The organism is Halalkalicoccus subterraneus (assembly GCF_003697815.1).
Classification (GTDB): Archaea; Halobacteriota; Halobacteria; order Halobacteriales; family Halalkalicoccaceae; genus Halalkalicoccus; species Halalkalicoccus subterraneus.
The window spans coordinates 101976-121791 of sequence record NZ_RDQG01000006.1; the positions used below are offsets into that span (position 1 = coordinate 101976).

Genomic DNA, 19816 nt, shown 5'->3' on the forward strand with positions numbered 1-19816 from the left:
GTTCTCGATGAGTGATCCGACCATTCCCGGTGGTCTTCGGCAGTCTTTTGCTCTCAGATTAGCGTCGATAGAGTGATGGACCTTCTCGTGACTGGGGGAGCAGGATTTATCGGCGGTCACCTCTCTGCACGGTTTCTCCGGCGTGGCCACGATGTGACTGTGCTCGATAATCTCGATCCGGACTACAACCACGATCTCAAACAACGTGTTCTCGAACGCTGTCGTCGATCGGCCGCCGAGGGGGATGGACGGTACGAACTGGTATTCGGGGACATTCGCGATGCGAAAACCGTAGAGAAGGCCGTTTCAACCGCTGATTACATCTTTCATCAGGCCGCTCAGACGGGCGTCCGCACCAGTGTCGAGATCCCGACCAAGCTCAACGAAACGAACGTGGACGGAACGATCAACGTCCTCGAAGCCGCTCGTAACAGCGATATCGAGCGGGTCGTCGTCGCGAGCTCCTCGTCCGTGTACGGCAAACCCCAGTACTTGCCCTACGACGAGGTCCATCCCACGACGCCGGTTAGCCCCTATGGCGTCTCGAAACTCGCGGCGGAGCAGTACGTCCGGGTGTATTCCGAGATCTATGGGCTGCCCACCGTGTCCCTGCGCTACTTCACCGTCTATGGCCCATGGATGCGCCCCAACATGGCGATCTCGAACTTCGTCTCGCGCTGTCTGCATGGAGAGTCGCCCGTCATCTACGGCGACGGCTCACAAACGCGGGATTTCACCTACGTCGACGACATCCTCTGGGCGAACGAACGGCTCCTCGAAACGGACGTTGCCGACGGGGAGATCATGAACGTCGGCAGTACCGACAACATCGATATCAAAACGCTCGCGGAGGTCGTTCGCGATCAGCTCGCCCCCGAACTCGAGCTCCAGTACGGCGAGCGAAACGAGGCCGACGCCGAACACACCCATGCCGACATCTCGAAAGCCAACGAACTGCTGGGCTACGAACCGACGACGGACATTCGCGAGGGCGTCTCGAAGTTCATCGAGTGGTATCGAGCGAACGAGGGCTGGTACGATCCGCTGGTTCGGAATTCGTAGTCAGGACACTGTCACGCCACTGATTCAGTTCCCCTGGGCAATGGAGAACGTAGCCCAGCAAACGTCAGGTAGCCCTGTGACCCCCACGTTCGCTCATAGAGGTAGTACGTTCCCGTCTTCACGACGTTCGTTACGCGACCGATATTCAGCGCATCGCTCACATCTCCGATGATCAGCCAAGCACCGCTGACTGTGAGTGATCCGCCGACTCCCTCCACTTCGATCCGTCCTCGGCCCTGGGTGCGTTCGCTGCGTCGATATCCTTCATCTTCAATCGTACGGTAGAGCCCGTCTCTGACGAAGAAAGCGGCGATATTGCGATGGGATCCGCCAACTTATCCACGGGACGATTCTCGGTGAAAACGACTGGCTTCGTCATGGAGTGGACATGCACGCCGACGGTACAACCGAACGGAACTTCTCCCCTTGCTACTGGACGCAGGACCGTTTTCAGTCCAGCTTCGCGTCGTCCAGTGGCCCCGAGGCGCTTGGTCGAAGCGACCGGTGTCGACCGTCTCGGCCGCCGGAATCATGCCGGTCGTGATACGGTATGACGACTCCCTCGTCCGAAACGGTCGATCTCTCGACGCGGGCCTACGAGGAGCTCGGTTTCTCGCGATGGTGGCAACTCGTCGCCACAGCCGTGATGATGGGGCTCGTCAGTCCGTACAAATACGTCTGGACGGCGATTCAGGAGCCCCTCGCCAGGGATCTCGGGCTCTCGTTGGCCGCTCTCGGAGCGGCGTTTACGCTGTTCGTGGTGTTTCTGTCGATCTCGCAGTTCCCGGCCGGTCTGTATCGGGATCGGTTCGGACCGCGTAACCTGTCGATTCTTGCCGGCATGCTCGCGGGTGGTGGCTACGTCGGTCTCGCATACGCGACGGCGCTGTGGCACGTCTACCTGTTCTACTCGCTGGGTGCGATCGGCGTTGGGGTCGTCTACACCGTCGGGACCAACAGTGCCCTCAAATGGTTTCCTGACAAGCGAGGCTTCACCACCGGCGTCGGAACGATGATGTATGCGGGCGGAAGCGCCGTGTTCATCCCCTACGTCCGTGCGAATGCCACGGTTGATGCGTTCCCCGGTGCCGTCCAGAACATCGGCATCCTGATCTGTGTCGGCGTCGTCGCCAGTGCGGTCGTGCTTCGCGACCCCCCGACAGGGTGGATGACCGATGGGGGCGCCCGATCCGACTCGTCCACGCAGGAGACGGATCATTCCTCGACGGAAACGATCGAGATGGTAACTCGGCAATATACCTGGCGGGAGATGATTCGAACCCGACAGTTCCGTATCCTGTTCGCCATGTTCGCCGGTATCACGAGCGTCAGCTACATGCTCGCCGGAAACATCGTTCTCTTCGCCGAGAACAGCGGGATCGGGGCCGGAATCGCGACGGCGGCTGCGACGGCTCTTCCGATTGCGGACGGCCTCGGCCGGGTCGCCATCGGCGGGATCTCGGATCGATTGGGTCGCGAACGATCGATGCTCATCGCGTTTTCGGCCTGCGGGATCGGCGCTCTCCTGGTCGTGTTGAGCAGCGTCCTCGGCCTCTCGACCGCGTTTCTCGGCGCCGTCGTCTTCGCGAGCTTCTTTCAGGGAACACAGTACACCTTGGTTCCGAGTCTCATGGCCGGGTACTTCGGGGACGAACATTCCTCGGCGAACTACGCCATCGTCTATTTGATGGAGATCGGTGGCGGGGTCTTTGGCGGTATCGGCGTCGGCTGGCTAGCTCCCACCGTCGGGTGGTCGACGACCTTCGTACTGGGCGGTGTGCTGGGGATCCTTGCTGCGCTTGGAGCCGTGGGCCTTCGATCACCCTCTCACGGCTGATCGGTGCCCGATGGATCCCCCTGTTCCCTACTGATACTGGATGCCCGCCGGTTGTCTTCGTTCACGGAGCGATCCTCGATCACATCCAGTGGAAACCCCGTGATGAATTCGTTTGAGAGCATCTGATACGTGGAGGCCACAGTCCCGCTCTTCACATCCATCCCTCTCGGTCAGATACAGTCGATCACCTCACTGATGGGTCCGCGATCTCAGTCGTCGGCCGACGCTTCGAGATCGGGCTGGGGACCGAGTGGTTCCTTTGGCTTGATGGGCGAGCCCTCGCTGGGGTCGCGATCAGCGAGCGCCATACTACCCAGCACCTCGATAATCAGACGGTTCGCGAATCCGGAGGTGATCCCACCGTTGTAGGAGTTCGTGTCGCTGACGTCGTACTGCGGGGCGACCTCGACGACATCGAACCCGAAGTTGTCGGGATCAAGCTGGGTGACCGCATCCCGGACCATTTTGATAGCCAGCTTAGTATCGGGCCATGTGGGGCAAAGACGACGATTGAGAAGCGTTTTGGAATCGAACGTTCATCCGTTCGCGTGTGCCCGGATGGTGAGCGAGCGCTTGTATGGGAATGATAGAACACCCGTGGTGGCGGCGGTACTCGCTCACCGATAACGGTCCTAAACCGTCGCCTCGGGTTCGTTGCATCGTTCGGTAAGGGCACGTGATGGGTGGCGTGTAGTCGACTACCACGGCGCGTACACGCGAGAAACCCGCCCGCTTCCTCCGGGTGAGTGTCGGCGACGTAGCTGTCGATAGTGCGGCGGATCTCCGATGGGATGACGATCCCCCGTACCGGCTGCGGGAACACGGTTACCATAGCAGCGGCACTACTACACTTCTTTCGGCCCGTGATACGGTACTTGGCAACACCTTGTTGGGGAGGACAGCCCAGTCTGCTTCTCTTCGAACCCAAAAGCCGTTAGATTCGTAACAATGGGACTGAAAACGGAACTAAATGCCGACTCATCGCCGCCAACGGTTCATCCACGGCCAGACCGCCTGGATGCTCGTGACGATCGTCCTGCTTTCGCTGTTGAACTCGCTCTCCTTGGAGCTGTTTTTCGTTCTCTCGCTGATCGGGTTCTTGGTCGTCACCGAGCTCACCGCACCGTTCAACGTTACGCCCGAGTGGCGCACGCGCCTGCGCTGGATCATCGTCATCGGGCTCGCGGTCTTCGGCTATATCGTCCTCCAGCGCATTCTCGCCATCCTTCCGGAGGGGGTGTTCTAGCGTGGACGTGTCGCTGTCCGACCGCTCGCTGCCGGAGCTGATCGCCGGCGCGTACATCGTCGTCGTCATCGTCGCGCTCATCGTCGCAGCGAGCACCTCCGGGGCGGCCTTCGGCGCGTTTACCTTCTCCTGGGAGGGGACCTCCGACCTCCGAGGGGCGGCCGATGCGTCCGACGCCGACCTGCAGATCGTCACGAACACCGCCCAGTACGCGGACCAGCCCGCGAACAACTCCGTCGCGTTCGTCCTCTCGCCCGACGAGGCGTATACCGGCGAGGATCGCGAGCGCCTCCAGACGTTCGTCGAGAACGGCGGGACGCTCGTCGTCGCCGACGCGTTCGGATCCCACAGCAACGCGCTGTTGGACGACGTCGGTGCGAGCGCCCGGTTCAACGGCGACCCGCTGCGCGACGAACAGGAGTACTACCGCTCGCCGGCCCTGCCGGTGGCGACGAACGTCAGTGACCACCCCTACGTCGCCCAGAGCGAGTCGATCACTATCAACCGCGGGACGGTCGTTGAGCCCGGCGAGGCGACAGTGCTCGCGGCGAGTTCCGAGTACGGCTATCTCGACACCAACCGGAACGAAGAACTCGACGACGCGGAGACGCTCGGATCGTATCCCGTCGTCACCGCCGAGGAAGTCGGTGACGGCGAGGTGGTCGCGGTGAGCGACCCGAGCGTCTTCATCAACGCCATGCTCGAACGGCCCGGCAACGAGGCGTTCGCCGAGGGCTTGTTCGCGCTCCACGATCGGATCCTGTTCGATACCTCCCATAGCACGGACATCCCGCCGACCGCCATGGCCCTCCTGACGCTCCGTGAGTCCGCCGCCCTGCAGCTCGCACTCGGCGGCGGGCTCGTCCTGTCGATCATGACGCTGGGTCAACGGACCCTCGGCGGGCGTTCGGACGACCCCGATGCCGACGAACGCGTGGGCCTGAGCGAGCCGGAGCTGCGGCGGCTCCTGGAGGATCGGCATCCAGACTGGGAGGACGATCGCCGTGAACGGGTCATAACAACCATAATGTCTCGGAAAAAAAGGTCAGAGAATGACTGATCCCCAAGAAACGTACACCACCATTCGCGACGAGGTCCAGACCGTTCTCATCGGCAAAGAGGAGGTCGTCGAGCAACTGACGATCTCGCTGCTGACGGGCGGTCACGTCCTCCTTGAAGGGGTCCCGGGGATCGCGAAGACGACGGCCGCGAGCCTGTTCGCCCGCGCCAGCGGGCTCGATTCCTCGCGTATCCAGATGACGCCCGACCTGCTTCCCGCGGACATCACCGGGACCCACGTCTATCACGAATCGAGTGGCGAGTTCGTCCTCCAGCGCGGGCCCGTCTTTGCGAACCTCGTGCTGGCCGACGAGATCAACCGCGCGACGCCGAAAACCCAGAGCGCGCTGCTGGAAGCGATGCAGGAACGCCAGGTCACAATCGAGGGCGAGACGCTCTCGCTGCCGACGCCGTTTATGGTGATCGCCACGCAGAACCCCATCGAGATGGAAGGGACCTTCGAGCTGCCCGAGGCCCAGCGCGACCGCTTCCAGCTCAAACTCATCGTCGATCTCCCCGAGCGCGACGATGAGAGCGAACTCCTCGACCGATTCGATCAGACGCCCGATCTGAGTCCCGAGGCAATCGAACAGGTGATCGACCCCGCCGATCTGCTCGATGCTCGTGAGATGGTCGTCGACGTCCACGTGAGCGACGAGATCAAAGGCTACATTCTGGATCTGGTGGGCGAGACCCGGGACCACCCCGATACATCCCACGGGGGATCACCGCGGGCGACGCTCGCCTTTCTCAACACCTCGAAGGCACGGGCGGCGATCCACGGCCGGGACTATGTCATCCCTGACGACATCAAGGCGCTCGCCGAGCCGATCCTCACCCACCGCCTCCTGTTGACGCCGGAAGCCGAGCTGAGCGACGTGACGAGCGAGGACGTGATCGAGGAGATCGTCTCGTCAGTTGAGCCCCCGGGCAGTTCCGTTCCCGACGACCGACCGACCGTCAGCGACAACCCGATTCCCCACAACGAGTAGCTGTCCTCTCTCGAGTACTCCCGTTCTTCGACCGATAGAAGTCTATTTGAAACGATATTGTGACCATCCCCAAATCCACCATGTGAAATATACCCACTATTCACTCGAAATACGTGAATGTTGAAAAATACGAAATCAATACTTGTCCGATTCATGTACCCTATTCGCTTCTGATAACTGTGGCGTTAAATATTGAGATAACCATAAGCCGTCGCCGGTCGTGGCTAATACTAGATGTCACAAACACAGATGGGATACTGCGAGCAGTGTGAGGCGGATCGAGAGATCCGTTTTACGGTGGCATGGCAACCGAACTTCTGTGCCGTCTGTGGCGCAGAAATGGACGACTAACCTATAGTTCTCGACAGGTCACGACGTAGTTTCCGTCTTCTGTCTCCGTGACGTCGAGTTCGACCGGAGTGGTTCGTTCGGCCGCGACGGCGGTAGCGACCGTTGACGCGACCGGGTGGTCGAACCGATCCACGGGACCGTAGGCACTACCGGACACTTCGACCGAGAGTCGGCCGTTTTCGGGGTCCGTATTCGGCGTCGCACCGTCGACGAGTTCGAAGACTTCGACCAGCCCGTCGGCGAGTTGACCCGCCAGGACGTCGAGGTCACTTCCGAGGTCGCCGTTCGTCGCCGATCGCAGCTCGTCGACGAGCGCGTCGCCCGTCGGTTCGAAGGCGACCCCGCGTCCGCGATCGTCGGCGGGAAGGACGAGCACCGAGTCGAGTTCCTCGTCGTCGGGGATCGAATACTCCGTTTGCTGGGGGACGAACAGCCGGACGGCGGGATTACTGTCCGTGTCGATGGGCGTATACAGCTGCGTTTCCCCGAGCCCGAGTTCGTTCGTCAGCGACTCGTGATCGGTCGCGAGCGCCTCGTAGATCCGGCGGCCGACCGTCGCGGAGACGAACCGCTCGGGTGTGAGATAGCGGATGAGCAGCGCCGTGAACAGACCGGTCCCCCCGAGGGCGAACAGGACTGTGCTCGCGACGGGAAAGAAGAACGCTCCGACGATCGCCACCAGACCGACCAATCCGGTGCCGAAAGCGGCCCGTCGGTAGCGCGCTTGGCGTGCTTGGGCCAGTTCGCGGCGAAGGCGATCGTTTTCGGCTTCCAGCAGATCGACCCGTGCGGTGGTCACGTCCGGATCCGTCTCCGGTTCGTCGTCGGTGAGCGACTGTCCGAGGCTCATGTCGCTCCCTCCACGAGGTCGAGCGAAACGAGTTCATAGCGATGCATGCCGTAGGCGACGAGCGCGCCGACGACGACCAACGCCAGCGCGCCTATCCAGAGCGCCTCGCTCGAGACGAAGGCGATCCCGAAGACGAAGACGAACAGTCCGAAGACGAAGACCGTCATCGAGGTCACCGCGCCGCGATCGTAGAACGTCGGTATCGCCGCCACGAGCATTCCAAATAGACCGAGCTCGGCGACAGCGATTGCGAGCGTCTCAAATCCGTCGACGGTGAGCGCCACGACGAGCAGGTGACCCAGCGCGACCGCATAGATCACCGGAAGGGTCAGCCAGAGAAGGCCGATCGCGACTCCGCCGGCGATGCCGATGGGGGCGAAATCCCCGAGGAGAGCGAACCCGGCGGCCGCGATGAGGACGGCGAGAAACTCTGTCCACGAGCGCTCGGTGATCGCTCGGTTCGACTCGTCGATCATGCGACGGCCCTCCGTGCCTGCCGACCGCTCGAGCGGACGGCGGCCAGTCGATCGCTGGGGGCGATCTCGAGGGCCGAGACGCGATCCAGCCGGTCGAGCGATCGCCGGAACGCCTCGAACTCGCTGTAGCCCTCGTACGCAGCCGAGAGGTCGGCCAGTTCGTCGGATTCGAACATCACCGTCGGCGTCAGCATCACGAGGACGCGACGGCCCTGGTGGCGAGCGAGCAGTGCCGCCTCGCGGACCTCCGCGCGATGGGTGTCGTCGGTGAGGATGATCGTCCACGTCCCGCTTCCCAAGCGGCGAATGTGGGTCCTGACGGCAGCGGCCAGCGGGTCGTCCTCGACGGCCTGCGTCTCGTTCATCGTCATCGAACCGCCGTAGGGGCGAAGCCGCGTCGAGAACGGCGAGGACTCGTCGAGATTCGCCAGCTCTCGCGTCCGCGCGGTCGACCACTGGTCGCGATCGGTTCGGACCGGAGCGTCACCCGGCGTGACCGCGAGGTCATGAATTCGGGAGCGGACGGCGGCGTAGTGACCAGTCGAGTTCCGCGGTGGGAGGCGCTCGGTCACGCCCTCCCCGTCGACCGCGTAGAACCCGAGCGGATCGGTACTCCCCTGTACTTGTTCGGCGAGCGAGAGCGCGACGTGGCGGGCGTAATCGAGCTTCGTCTCGTCTTCGGGACCATCACCCATACTGCTTCGATGGTCCATCAGCAACACCGTCTTTCGGTCGGTTTCGGATTCGAACTCGCGGACGTGCGGATAGCCCATTCGAGCGGTCGATTTCCAGTCGATGATGCGGGCGGCGTCGCCGGGCATGTACTCGCGGATCTCCTCGGGGTCCATACCCGATTCGAGGGGATCCGACTCGTGTTCGCCGAACGCCCGGCGGATGCGCTCACCACCTTTGCCGACGTGGACGTTTCGCGGCCCGCGTGGCTCGACCGTGACCGTCGGCGTCGCGCCCCCCATGAGGGTCTCCTCGAACAGTCCGAGTGGATCGCGCGCGCTGATCGTCGCCGGATCGAACTCGAAGGTTCCGGCGATCGGCCAGCTGATGTCGACGACCCGCTCCGACACCCGTTCGTCCGGCCCGAGGGTAAGTTCCGACTCGCCCTCGACGCTCGCTCCGACCGGGATGCCCGGTTCGAGCGCGATTCCTAATGGGGTCTGTTGAGTGAGGGTAGCGCGAAAAGCAAGCGGTGTGGGACGCTCGGCGACGACGCGATCGCGCGCGAGGGTCTGGTCGATCGAAAGTGCGGCCATCGTCTCACCGAGCGCCCGCGCGAAGGCGTACTGGCGGGCGATCAGCCACGCGCCGATCATCGCCGCGCCGACGACGAGTACCGGCCGCGCAAGAGCAACGCCGCCGGCCGCGAACGCCGTCGCCAGCGCGACGACCGCCCAGAACTGCCGGGTAACATGCATACTTCTGTAGTATTTCGAGAGGTAATTGAACCTACCGACGAGAGATTTTTATCCTTCGCTGTCAGATGCGGGAGTACGTGTCTTCCAATCGCCGCCTCCTGACGCTGGTCGTCCTCGGGCTCTGTGTCTCGCTTGTCGCCGTTGGCGGCGTTGCGCCCACCGATGTGGCCGCACAGAACGCGACTACGAACGAAACGGGGGCGGATGCACCACACACCAATCCCGACGAGGCCAGCGAGGACGGCGACAGCGAGCGTGTCGCCAATTGGCTCCAGCAGCGACTCGGGAGTTCACTCGGCGAGAGCTCAGTACAACTCAGTGAGGGCCAGTACGACCAAGCGCGCGAGACGCTCGGTGACGACTACAACGGCTATCTCACCCAGTACGCCGAGATGGTGGGCGAGGACAATGCCACGGAGTTCGAGCAAGCCCAAACCAATCAGACCGAACTGATCAACGCGACCGAGGAGTACAACCAGACCTACACGGAGTATCAGGACGCACAGGCGGCGGGTGACGACGAACGCGCGCGCGAGCTCGCCCGCGATCTGAACGATCTCTCCGAGGACGTCGAAGAGAACAGTCAAGCGGTCCAGCAACGCCAGCAGACGATCGAGGAGGAAACCGGAACCGACACGTCCGATACGCGCGCGACAGTCGAGGACGTCAGCTCGAACGTCGCAACGACCCAACAAGAGGTTCGCAACACCGAGTTCGTCGTGACCGAACTGACCGTCGAGACGGACTCCAGGACGGCCTCCTTTGGGGATCCGATGACGATCGACGGCACGATCACGACGACGGCCGGGCAGCCGGTCGCGAACGAACCGATCGTCCTCGAGATCAACGAGCAGACGATCGAGACGACGACCGACTCGACCGGGTCATTCTCGGTCGAGTACCGACCGACGACCGAATCGCTCGACCTGACCGAACTCGAGATTGGCTACACGCCCCAGGCCCAATCCGAGTACGCCGAGGCCGAAACGAGCGTTCCCGTCCGCATCGAACAGACACAATCGTCGATTGACATCACCAACGCGACCGAGAGCGTCGCGTACGGCGAGGAGTTCACCGTTACCGGAACCGTCGAGGCCGCCACCGTCGGCATCGAGGGCGTGCCGGTCGCCGTGTTCGCTGACGGGAATCGGATCGGCGAAACAACCACCGACGAGAACGGCAGCTTCGAATCCACGACGACCCTTCCCGCAGACATCCGCGCAGACGACATCGAGGTCCGGGCGAGCACCGCACTCAACGAGCAGGCACTCGCCAGCGCCGAGACGACCACCGTGGCGACGGTCTCCGAAACCCAGAGCGAACTCGAGGTGGCGGCCAACCACACCGACGACTCGATCTACGTCCAAGGGGCGCTCAGCACTAACGATGGCACGCCTATTGCCGGCGAAGTCGTCACGCTCGACTTTGCCGGTCAGAGCACGACCATCGAGACCGCGGGAGACGGGAGTTTCGAGACGCTCGTCGACGTGCCCGAGACCGCGGGCGCGTTCGTCACGGTCGAGGCGACGTACGCCGAGGACGACAGTAATCTCGGCGAAAGTACGGCGTCGACCGACGTCCAGGTCGGGGAGGTGACGTTGCTCACGCAGCTCAGTGAGGTGCTCGGAATTGGCTGGCTCGATACGAGCCTGTCAGGGCTCGAAACCCAACACTGGCTCACGTTCGCAGGATCCGTTCTCCTGGGACTGACTGGGGCGTACTTCCTGCTTGGCCGACGCGGTGAGACGACGGACAGCCCGGACCTGAGTGGTGATGACGCCACGAATACAGGCGCATCGAGCCAGCAAGACGCGGCGACGCTTCGGGCAACGTTACTGTCGTCCGCACGTGATCTGGCCCAGTCCGGCGATCCGAACCGAGCCGTCGAACGCGCGTACGTCGCGATCCGGCAGGACGACAGCGACGAAAGCCGGACGGCGACACACTGGGAGTTCTATCAGTCCCATCAGGACGGGTTCGCCGCCGAGCAGATCGATGCGCTCCGCTCGCTCACCCAGCGTTTCGAACAGGCGGCCTTTTCGGCACTCGGCGTCTCCTCGGACGACGCGGACGCGGCGGTCGACGAGGCGGAGACGATCATCGACGAGTAACGTTCCGATCGGACTCGGTCGAGCCGAGCCGTGCTGTCCTCTTCCTTTGGTTGATCAGAACCCGGATTTCGTATCGACCGATTTTTTTACGACCGAAACGAAAGTAGCGATAATGCAATCGGATCGGGGCTGGTGGTTGATTTTGCCGCGGCCAGTCCGCCGGCTTCCAGCCGATCTCGCGGCCGTGATCGTCCTGACGCTGCTGACGGTGCTTGCGGTGTTCCTGCCGATCGTTCGCGAGACGTCCCTTCGCGTTCTCTTCGGATTGCCGTTCGTGCTCTTCCTTCCCGGCTACGCGTTCATCGCCGCGTTGTTCCCCGAACGAGGGAGTGTACCGACCGACGAAGAAACCGTAAGCAGGGGTGGAGGGATCGATCCGATCGAGCGGGTCGCGCTCGCCTTCGGGACCAGTATCGCGATCGTCCCCCTGCTGGGATTGATTTTGAACTTCACGCCATGGGGACTCCGGCTGACACCGATCGTTCTGAGCGTAAGCGCGTTCACGATCGGGTGTACTATCGTAGGCGCTGTTCGACGATGGGAGTTAGAGCCCGAGAAGCAATTCTCGGTGCCGTATCAGGAGTGGCTCGTCGCTGGGCGTGCGGAGCTCTTCGAACCTGACGATCGAATCGATGCTGCACTGACCGTGGGGCTCGTTTTGGCGTTGTTGCTCGCGGTCGGCAGTGTGGGTTTTGCCGTCGCCTACCCACAGCCCGGCGAATCGTTCTCCGAGTTCTATCTGCTGACTGAGAACGAAGACGGCGACCGCGTCGCTGATAACTACCCGGAGGAGTTTGTACAGGGCGAGCCCCAGTCGCTGATCGTCGGGATCGGGAACAACGAACACGAGACGGTTGACTATTCAGTGGTGGTCCAGCTCGAACGGGTCGAAGGGGAGGGCAACCAATCCGAGGTGGTCGAACGCGAGGAGCTCGACCGGTTCGGAACGACCCTTGAACACAACGAAACCTATCAGGAGTCCCAGACGGTGACGCCGACGATGGCCGGTGAGGAACTCCGGCTGAACTTCTTGCTGTATACGGGAGAGATACCCGCTCAACCGACCCGCGAGAACGCCTATCGGGAGACCCATCTCTGGATTGACGTCGAGTAAACCCCCGCTCTACTCGGACTCGACGTTGCAGGATCTGGTGAGTCCTCTGGACTAGTATGGTTTGACTGTCCATGATGCACTCATCGAGAAGTGTCAACTATTTCTAATTATCTCTAGCTTGTCCTGTATTTCTTTGTCACCCATCGTTCGTTTTCTTTTTGGTCAGTAATCATGCAAAATCCAAATAATCCGACAGTGTATTATTATTTGTATAAGAAGCAATCAAATATCTGTAAAATAGATGTGGACTATGTGAACGAAATGGATTAACTATCTTCCATTCATTACGAAGATAGTGTACTTCTGCGGACATTTATTGTCTTCCCGATTCTGGGATGAAGGAGGGGAATGACTGATACTCAACACTCCGAGTCAGCAGAGCAGGCATCTACCCAATCGGAGGTCTTTCTATCAAGTGCGCAGGAATCGGTTGTGGACGGGACGCGAACAGTTGATAGCTCTTCCGAGACATTTGACATTAATACTGAGGAATTATTCGAGACCCTCGAAGCCGACGTGGAGTGGGAGGATACGTACGTTCTCGTCGGTATCCCGGCGTACAACGCCGCGGACTCGATCGGCCGGGTCGTCAAGAAGGTCAAAGCCTTCGCTGATCACGTACTCGTCGTTGACGATGGAAGCGCCGATGCAACGGCCAAACAAGCACGCGAGGCCGGTGCAGAGGTCGTTTCCCACAAACGCAATCGCGGGTACGGTGGGGCACTCCAGACTATCTTCCGGCAGGCCAACGACCATGGCACGGATCTTCTGGTCACACTTGATGCCGACGAACAACACGATCCACGGACTATTCCACGACTAATCGAAGCTACGACCACCTCCACCGCTGATATCGTCATCGGAAGTCGGTATACGGACGACGCCGCCACGGACCTGCCGTTCGTTCGGTCGATCGGGTTGGGGATCGTGAATCTCCTCACGAACTGGAGTATGGGACGACTTTCGCCCCACAACTGGATCTTAGATACGCAGAGCGGTTTTCGGGCGTACAGTAGCGAGGCCATCGAGTCGCTTGCCTTCACCGATCGGATCGGCGATGGGATGTGGGCGAGCACCAATATCCTCTATCACGCCCAACAGGAGGGGTTTGACTTTACAGAGGTCGGGACCACTATTCGCTACGATGTCGAGCAGGGGAGTACGGAAGGGGCACTCTCACACGGATTCGGGTTGGTGAAGAACATCTCCCGATTCGCCCAACGAACCCACCCGCTCTTGTTGCTCGGCGTACCGGGCGTTCTCTGTGCGATTATCGGGATCTTCGTCGCCATCCTCTCACTCCAATTCGTCCTCCTATCGCAGTTCTCACTGGCGTTAGTCGCGTACGTGGTCTCCTCGGCTGGTCTGTTGCTCTTTGGGTTCTCGCTCATGTTTTTGGGAGTGTTGTTACATGCCTTCAACATCCATCCGTTCTTCGACGAGTAGTCCCACCAGACCGTATCTCTAATAGAGTATCTTTGATATATCTGAGATGAGTCGAAGAGATATCAGAGCGCCAGCTACGGGTGTAGCGTTCGGAAAATCGGAGTCGATAGCTAGTCGCCGTGAGGCGACAGCTGAAATCCGGTATTAATTGCGGACGACGTTCGTCGCGCGGGGGCCCTTAGGGGCTTGTTCGATGCCAAATTCGATTTCCTGCCCTTCTTCGAGGTCCGGGCCGCCAACGTCCTCCATGTGGAAGAAAACGTCATCGTCCGCATCCTCAGTGGAAATAAATCCGTAACCGCCAGTATCGTTGAAGAAATCAACTTTTCCGTTTGCCATTGCAAACAAATGTACACCCGAGAGGGAGATAACACTTGCGAGGGTCGCGGTATCATACCCTCTTCGATTTCGTATCGTGGTAGATGGGCGCTCGTTCCAGAAAACGCCTCTCAGTATTCACTCCTCCGTGTTCATTGGTACGACGTTATTCGCGCCACAGTCCGGGCATTCCTCGTCGTAGATATTGAACCGCGACTCACACGTCCGGCATCGATAGGACGCGTTCTCTTCGGCGCTTTCCTGCGCAGTCTGCTTGAACTGCTCGACCTCTCGTCCGATCTTTTCGAAGAATCCCATCAGTTTGCTACTACGTGGTGGGCGAGCGGGATAAGCGTTCACCAGACCACGAGTAGATCTACACGCTCTCCTCACGCGTTCCCTGACATCTGAACTGGGTCGGTGCCTTCTCGTTGTCGTCAAGCGACTGTGAATCGAGCCCGACGAGCCTCACGTCCGATTGCATCTCGGGGTGTCGTCCACGATGTCGGTCACAGTATCTCACTCGCAGAACGTGGTATACGGAACCGTCACTCGGCGTTCAGCTGTGTATATTCGCCGATGAGCGCGCCGTCGAGATTCACCGACCGCACCTCTGCCTCGTGATCGATGATCGAGTGATCGATATCGCTGTCCTCGACACGGGCACTCCCGAAGATGACCGAGTGGTCGACCGTCGCGTTCTGCAGTACTGCGTTCCCGAGGATATGGGCGTTCGTCCCCAGTTCCGTGTTCTCGACGATCGCATCGTCCGCCACGTAGCTCTCGCCATTCATCTGCCACTCGAGGGCCTCGAGGTAGCTCTCGGCGGTCCCGATGTCGAACCACGCCTCGTCGAACGTGTAGGCGTACACCGGCTGATCCTCGTGGAGCCACTGGATGAACCAGCCCGGTTCGTCGGGGTTGTTGCCCGCCTCGAGATACTCGTCCAATCGGTCCAGGGTTGCGGCCGGGAACGCATAGCAGGCGATCGAGACGAGGGTGCTTTTGGGGTCGTCGGGCTTCTCCTGGAACGCCGTGACCCGGTCGCCCTCGAGGTCGACGAGCCCGTAGGATTTCGCCTGTTCGCGGCTCTCGACGTCGTAGGCCGCAAGCGTCGGCTCGCCGTTCGCCTCGAATGTATCGAGGAAGTCACTCAGGTCGAAGCTGATGACGTTGTCCCCGGCGACGATCAGGGTGTCCTCGTCGACCTCCTCGCGATCGACGAGCTCAGCCAGCGCGCCGACCACGCCCAGTTTCTCGTCTTCCCGTGTGGTGCCCTCGATCGACAGCGTCGGTTTCTCGAACCGGCTCTCGGCGAGGTACTCCCGGAAGTCCGTCTCGAAACACTCGTTCGTGCTCACGAAGACCTCCGAAATTCGTTCGTCAGCCTCGAGACCGGCGAAGATCCGATCGATGACCGTCGTCTCGCCCATCGGTAGGAACATCTTGGGACGCTCCTTCGTAATGGGCCAGAGCCGTGTCGCATATCCTCCCGCGAGTACGATTGCCTTCATCTCTCTATTCTCTCTTTCAGTAGGCTTGTATATATGATTTTACCTCAAAGTTCTCTATATCGATACTATGGCATTGATTATCATAATTATTCGAACGACGAATATCGGTCGGTTTTTGAGAGCTGCTCAGAGAACCCCTAGTAATGAGTCGAGGACGCTTTCTTCGGTCGGTTTTTTCTCAATCACGCCGGACGGTTTGTTCCGATCTCGCGGCGGTGATTGGAACCGTCGCCGCGATCGGATGGCCTCGCTCGCAGAACCGGGTGCGACGACGACCGGAGCGCTGTGAGAAAACGGAGCTTCGGTGGTGAACGCAGTAGTCAAGCCGCCGACGTGGGGCGGGCCGGTGGTCGCACTCTGTTGTGTGCTGGCGAGCATCTGTGTGACGGTCTGGTTTCTGCCCTCGCAGATCGGCTACCTGCTGTCGGGTGGCATGCTGCTTGTCGCGATCGGCTATGGCGTGCTGACAGGGGTGTCCATCCGGACGGATCGCGTCTTTTTGGTCCTGTTCGGGCTGTACTGGCTGGCCCTCGCCGGGAACTACTACGTGACGCGAACCGACCCACTGCTGTTGTACGTCCTCGTCACCCCGATCGCAGTCGGAGCGACCGTGGTCGTTCTGCCGGCTCTGATCGCGGACGACCGACTGGTGTTCGCGAAGCTACTTACCGGGGTGAGTCTCCTGCTTACGTTTGTGGGGCTTGGGATGCTCGCGATGGAGACGCGGACCGACGAGCAGCTGTTCGCGTACGTGGCTGGCCCAGTGCTAGGCTACGAGGGCTATCGGATCACTTCCGTGTTCAGCTACTGGAACACGTACGGCTTCCTGATGATGGTCGGATTCTTGAGTTCCCTGTACGTGTATCTGGAGGAACGGGGCGTGCTGTGGGCGCTGTCTCTTCTGATCGCGTTCGCCGGGCTCGTACTCAGTAACGGGGAGGCTGCCTACGTTGGTGCCGGTGCCGGAGGGATTGTTATGGCTGCCGGGTACAGTTTCTCTGTCTTTCTCGGATTCTTGCTTCTGGGGATTGCTAGTACGGGTACGATGGTCCGGACCGGCCAGCTGCAGGCGCTGTTCGATTCCGGACTGTCAGGGCGATTATCCCTGTGGGAGGGGACCGTTCGTCGGCTCCTAGATGACCCCTACGTCGGGATCGGCTTCGAGAATCCCGGCGCCGAGATCATGCCGTATAGCGACTGGAAGACTGGTGTTGGCCCCCACAACGCCTACCTACATATTCTCCTCAATACCGGTATCATCGCCGGGTCGATCTACCTCGTCGCCCTTGCCTACGGTGCGCTCCGGTCGATGTGGTCCCTGACGACGACCTGGGACTTCTACGTCGTCGGAGTTCTAATCGCGATTCTGGTCCATATCGTCTTCGAGTCGGTCACGCTTGGTGGATTGAGCATGACGTCCGTGTTCTTCGGCCTGTTTCTCGGCCTCAGTCTGTATAATTATCCTCCGACTATTCATTAGTATAGATAATGATATATATTCCACTAATTACCACATACCTATTGATACGTTTATACAGAAACATTTTTATGCAATGTAGTATATGTCTTCCATAGGACAGAGCTTCGGACAAAAATAAGCTGATTGACAGCAGGTGGGAATTGCTGATACCCTCTTCTTGAAGGTAATATCCGGTGCCCCGGCCTGCTGATCTCTTGCACCCACTACTATAAATGTCAACAAAAAACCAACAAACGACCCAGAGCGGCTACGAACAGTCGGTCTCTGAGCAGGAACGCGGGCAGGAACTCCTTCTCAGAGCGGATAGTGCGACCACTCCTCGACTTAGCGTCGTCATGCCGACGCTCAACGAGGAGGAAGGAATCACCGAGTGCATCGATCGCATCAGGACCGCGATCCACGAGCTGGGCATTCCCAGCGAGATCATCGTCAGCGACAGCTCGACCGACCGCACCCCCGAGATCGCCCGCGAGATGGGGGCGATCGTGGTGACGCCCGACGAGCCGGGCTATGGCTACGCGTACCGGTACGCCTTCGAGCACGCCCGTGGGGAGTACATCGTGATCGGCGACGCCGACACGACCTACGACTTCGAGGACATTCCGCGATTGCTCGACCATCTGCAAGAGGAGGACGCGGACATGGTCATGGGCAGTCGCCTCGGCGGTGAGATCAAACCCGGTGCGATGCCCGCGCTGCACCAGTACGTTGGCAATCCGGCGTTGACGAAGTTCCTGAACACGTTCTATGGCGCTGGTGTGAGTGACGCCCACAGTGGGTTCCGGATCATCCGGAGTGACTCGTTGGAGGCGCTCGATCTGAAGACCAATGGGATGGAGTTTGCCAGCGAAATGATCATGGAGGCCGGGGCTAGTGACATGAAGATCGTCGAGGTGCCCATTACGTATCACGAGCGCGAGGGTGAGGCGAACCTCGAGAGCTTTACCGACGGGTGGCGCCACGTCCGGTTTATGCTCGAGAACGCCCCTGGGTACCTGTTCTCGGTACCGGGGATCGTGCTGACTGCCATCGGGATGCTGGTGATGGGGCTTTCGACGTTCGGGGTGCCGATCAGTGGTGTCGCCCCTGGTGTGCATTCGATGATTGCCGGCAGCCTGCTGACGATCGTTGGTTACCAAGTGATCAGTCTGGGTGTGTTCGCCGCGGTGACGAGCGACCCGATCCAGAAACCCACGGACCCGATCACGACGTGGGCCGTTGAGAACATCGGACTAGAGTACGGAGCAGGAGCCGGAGCGGTGATCTTCGGGCTCGGGGCGATCGGTGCGCTCTTGCTTATTGGACAGTGGGCCGCCTCCGGATTCTCGACGTTGACCTTTACAACGTTGTCGCTTGCTTCGTTTACGGCGATCGTGATCGGGACCCAGACCGTGTTCTCGTCGTTCTTCTTGAGCGCGGTCAATCAGTAGTTCGGTCGATCTGTTTTTCGACTGAGGAGTTGGTCGTCGGCATATTTCGTGTTACCCACGATTGTAGTCCGCGAAGTCCTGTCTCCATACTGGGTCACGTTGCACTGGCATTCTAGACTACCACCACTCCCACGTAGTGGTGAGTCGCGAATATTCTTTCTGAAGACGGTTATACCGCATTCTCACTCAAGAACGGCGCCGCATACAACGACGAGGTCACGATCGAAGGGCGTACTCGACAAGCCGCCGTAGTGTAAGCGACAAACACGCTCGCTACTGATCAGTAATCGTATAGGGGGATCAGGTTCGGCGTCGCGACTCGGTGTTGTCCGCTACTAGAGTTGGGACGGCGTTCGTGGGAGGACATTTGAGCTGCTTGAGCGGAGAGGTGAGGACAGGACAGATTAGGGAATTCGCTCCTCGATCGCATCACCCAGTAGCGCGGATGCAGAGCCCAGCGAGAGCAGTTGCCAGCCTTCCTCGACGAACTCGGATTCGTCGTTCGAGCCCACCCAGTAGCCCGGCACGATGTCGTTCTCTTGGGACGCTCTGAGCACGCGATCGACGGCGTTCTTGAACTCTGTCGAATCAGGACTCACGCCCATGAAGTTCGAGAGGTCGTTCGGGCCGACGAGCAACGAGTCGATTCCGTCGATCGCCGCCACTTCTTCGATCTGCTCGATGATCTCCGGTGTTTCGACCTGTTCGACTTCCTTTGGATCCCCGGCGGGGATCCGGACAAGGCCGGCGGTGTCGTCGGGGAACGTCGCCATCTTGTGGCGGATCTCCTCGATCCAGATGGCGCCGTGCTCGCCGTCGACCCACACCCAGTCGGTCGTCGGATGTTGCGAGACGATTGCCGCAGAGTCGATGCCCTGCATCGGGTCCGAGATCTCGTAGAGAGGGTTGCCGCTCTCGAGTTTTTCGGAGAAACTCCTACCCGTGTCGTGTGCGTGTTGACGATCTTCCCTTTTGAGAATTATATTGACACTTTCGCGATTTCGTGTAGTCCGGGTTGCTTGATCGGATACTCAATGGGACAGTGAGATTGCGAGACTGGGCTGTTGTCTGTGGCTTGTAGTGTCCGTAGTTTGGCCACA

General features: G+C 60.3%; 19 protein-coding genes. 10 read left to right on the forward strand and 9 right to left on the reverse strand.

Features of this window, described 5'->3' with window-relative positions; translation table 11 throughout:
• Positions 1-75: 75 nt before the first annotated feature.
• Positions 76-1062 (forward strand): GDP-mannose 4,6-dehydratase, encoded by a 987-nt coding sequence (locus tag EAO80_RS01615; protein WP_122088196.1) that lies wholly within the window; start codon positions 76-78, stop codon positions 1060-1062.
• Positions 1063-1073: 11 nt separating this feature from the next.
• On the opposite strand, the gene EAO80_RS20555 is transcribed toward EAO80_RS01615, so the two are convergent.
• Complete coding sequence (locus EAO80_RS20555) at positions 1074-1280, reverse strand: DUF2061 domain-containing protein (RefSeq protein ID WP_211330609.1); 207 nt, start codon at positions 1278-1280, stop codon at positions 1074-1076.
• Positions 1281-1612: 332 nt separating this feature from the next.
• Here EAO80_RS20555 and EAO80_RS01625 point away from each other — a divergent pair, with 332 nt between their 5' ends.
• On the forward strand, positions 1613-2899 hold the full coding sequence (locus EAO80_RS01625) for an MFS transporter (RefSeq protein WP_122088198.1): 1287 nt from the start codon (positions 1613-1615) through the stop codon (positions 2897-2899).
• A 209-nt stretch (positions 2900-3108) separates the two neighbouring features.
• Here the strand turns inward: EAO80_RS01625 and EAO80_RS01630 are convergent, their stop codons facing one another.
• Complete coding sequence (locus tag EAO80_RS01630; RefSeq protein ID WP_245998391.1) at positions 3109-3363, reverse strand: hypothetical protein; 255 nt, start codon at positions 3361-3363, stop codon at positions 3109-3111.
• A 506-nt stretch (positions 3364-3869) separates the two neighbouring features.
• On the opposite strand from EAO80_RS01630, the gene EAO80_RS01640 reads away from it, so the two are divergent.
• Genes EAO80_RS01640 through EAO80_RS01650 form a run of 3 tightly spaced genes read left to right on the forward strand, consistent with a single transcriptional unit; the run spans position 3870 to position 6196 of the window.
• On the forward strand, positions 3870-4145 hold the full coding sequence (locus EAO80_RS01640; RefSeq protein WP_122088199.1) for a hypothetical protein: 276 nt from the start codon (positions 3870-3872) through the stop codon (positions 4143-4145).
• Between the two features lies 1 nt (position 4146).
• The gene (locus EAO80_RS01645) at positions 4147-5205 is read left to right on the forward strand and encodes a DUF4350 domain-containing protein (protein ID WP_245998393.1); all 1059 of its coding nucleotides are present in this window, start codon (positions 4147-4149) and stop codon (positions 5203-5205) included.
• Positions 5198-6196: an AAA family ATPase gene (locus EAO80_RS01650; RefSeq protein ID WP_122088200.1), complete on the forward strand. Its 999-nt coding sequence runs from the start codon at positions 5198-5200 to the stop codon at positions 6194-6196. Before EAO80_RS01645 ends, EAO80_RS01650 begins: the two co-directional genes overlap by 8 nt.
• Positions 6197-6548: 352 nt before the next feature.
• On the opposite strand, the gene EAO80_RS01655 is transcribed toward EAO80_RS01650, so the two are convergent.
• The 3 genes from EAO80_RS01655 to EAO80_RS01665 are packed head-to-tail and all read right to left on the reverse strand — an operon-like array spanning position 6549 to position 9303.
• Positions 6549-7397 (reverse strand): hypothetical protein, encoded by an 849-nt coding sequence (locus tag EAO80_RS01655; protein WP_122088201.1) that lies wholly within the window; start codon positions 7395-7397, stop codon positions 6549-6551.
• Positions 7394-7873, reverse strand: a complete 480-nt coding sequence (locus tag EAO80_RS01660; protein WP_122088202.1) for a hypothetical protein — start codon at positions 7871-7873, stop codon at positions 7394-7396. Before EAO80_RS01660 ends, EAO80_RS01655 begins: the two co-directional genes overlap by 4 nt.
• On the reverse strand, positions 7870-9303 hold the full coding sequence (locus EAO80_RS01665) for a DUF58 domain-containing protein (RefSeq protein WP_122088203.1): 1434 nt from the start codon (positions 9301-9303) through the stop codon (positions 7870-7872). Before EAO80_RS01665 ends, EAO80_RS01660 begins: the two co-directional genes overlap by 4 nt.
• Before the next feature lie 77 nt (positions 9304-9380).
• Between EAO80_RS01665 and EAO80_RS01670 the strand changes: the two genes are divergently transcribed.
• From EAO80_RS01670 to EAO80_RS01680, 3 genes are all read left to right on the forward strand, one after another.
• A complete protein-coding gene (locus tag EAO80_RS01670) occupies positions 9381-11414 on the forward strand; it encodes a hypothetical protein (protein WP_162993827.1) in 2034 nt (677 codons plus the stop codon).
• Between the two features lie 112 nt (positions 11415-11526).
• Positions 11527-12528 (forward strand): DUF1616 domain-containing protein, encoded by a 1002-nt coding sequence (locus tag EAO80_RS01675; protein WP_122088205.1) that lies wholly within the window; start codon positions 11527-11529, stop codon positions 12526-12528.
• A gap of 516 nt (positions 12529-13044) precedes the next feature.
• On the forward strand, positions 13045-13974 hold the full coding sequence (locus EAO80_RS01680; protein WP_162993828.1) for a glycosyltransferase family 2 protein: 930 nt from the start codon (positions 13045-13047) through the stop codon (positions 13972-13974).
• A gap of 144 nt (positions 13975-14118) precedes the next feature.
• Here EAO80_RS01680 and EAO80_RS01685 read toward each other — a convergent pair whose 3' ends face one another.
• The 3 genes from EAO80_RS01685 to EAO80_RS01695 form a co-directional block, all read right to left on the reverse strand.
• A complete protein-coding gene (locus tag EAO80_RS01685; RefSeq protein ID WP_122088207.1) occupies positions 14119-14313 on the reverse strand; it encodes a cold-shock protein in 195 nt (64 codons plus the stop codon).
• A 117-nt stretch (positions 14314-14430) separates the two neighbouring features.
• Positions 14431-14610, reverse strand: a complete 180-nt coding sequence (locus EAO80_RS01690) for a hypothetical protein (RefSeq protein ID WP_122088208.1) — start codon at positions 14608-14610, stop codon at positions 14431-14433.
• A 230-nt stretch (positions 14611-14840) separates the two neighbouring features.
• The gene (locus tag EAO80_RS01695; RefSeq protein ID WP_122088209.1) at positions 14841-15806 is read right to left on the reverse strand and encodes a sugar phosphate nucleotidyltransferase; all 966 of its coding nucleotides are present in this window, start codon (positions 15804-15806) and stop codon (positions 14841-14843) included.
• Positions 15807-16113: 307 nt separating this feature from the next.
• Between EAO80_RS01695 and EAO80_RS01700 the strand changes: the two genes are divergently transcribed.
• Positions 16114-17286: an O-antigen ligase family protein gene (locus EAO80_RS01700; RefSeq protein ID WP_162993829.1), complete on the forward strand. Its 1173-nt coding sequence runs from the start codon at positions 16114-16116 to the stop codon at positions 17284-17286.
• Between the two features lie 212 nt (positions 17287-17498).
• Positions 17499-18716, forward strand: a complete 1218-nt coding sequence (locus tag EAO80_RS01705) for a glycosyltransferase family 2 protein (RefSeq protein WP_122088211.1) — start codon at positions 17499-17501, stop codon at positions 18714-18716.
• A gap of 404 nt (positions 18717-19120) precedes the next feature.
• Here the strand turns inward: EAO80_RS01705 and EAO80_RS01710 are convergent, their stop codons facing one another.
• Positions 19121-19597, reverse strand: a complete 477-nt coding sequence (locus tag EAO80_RS01710) for an aldolase/citrate lyase family protein (protein ID WP_122088212.1) — start codon at positions 19595-19597, stop codon at positions 19121-19123.
• Positions 19598-19816: the final 219 nt, after the last annotated feature.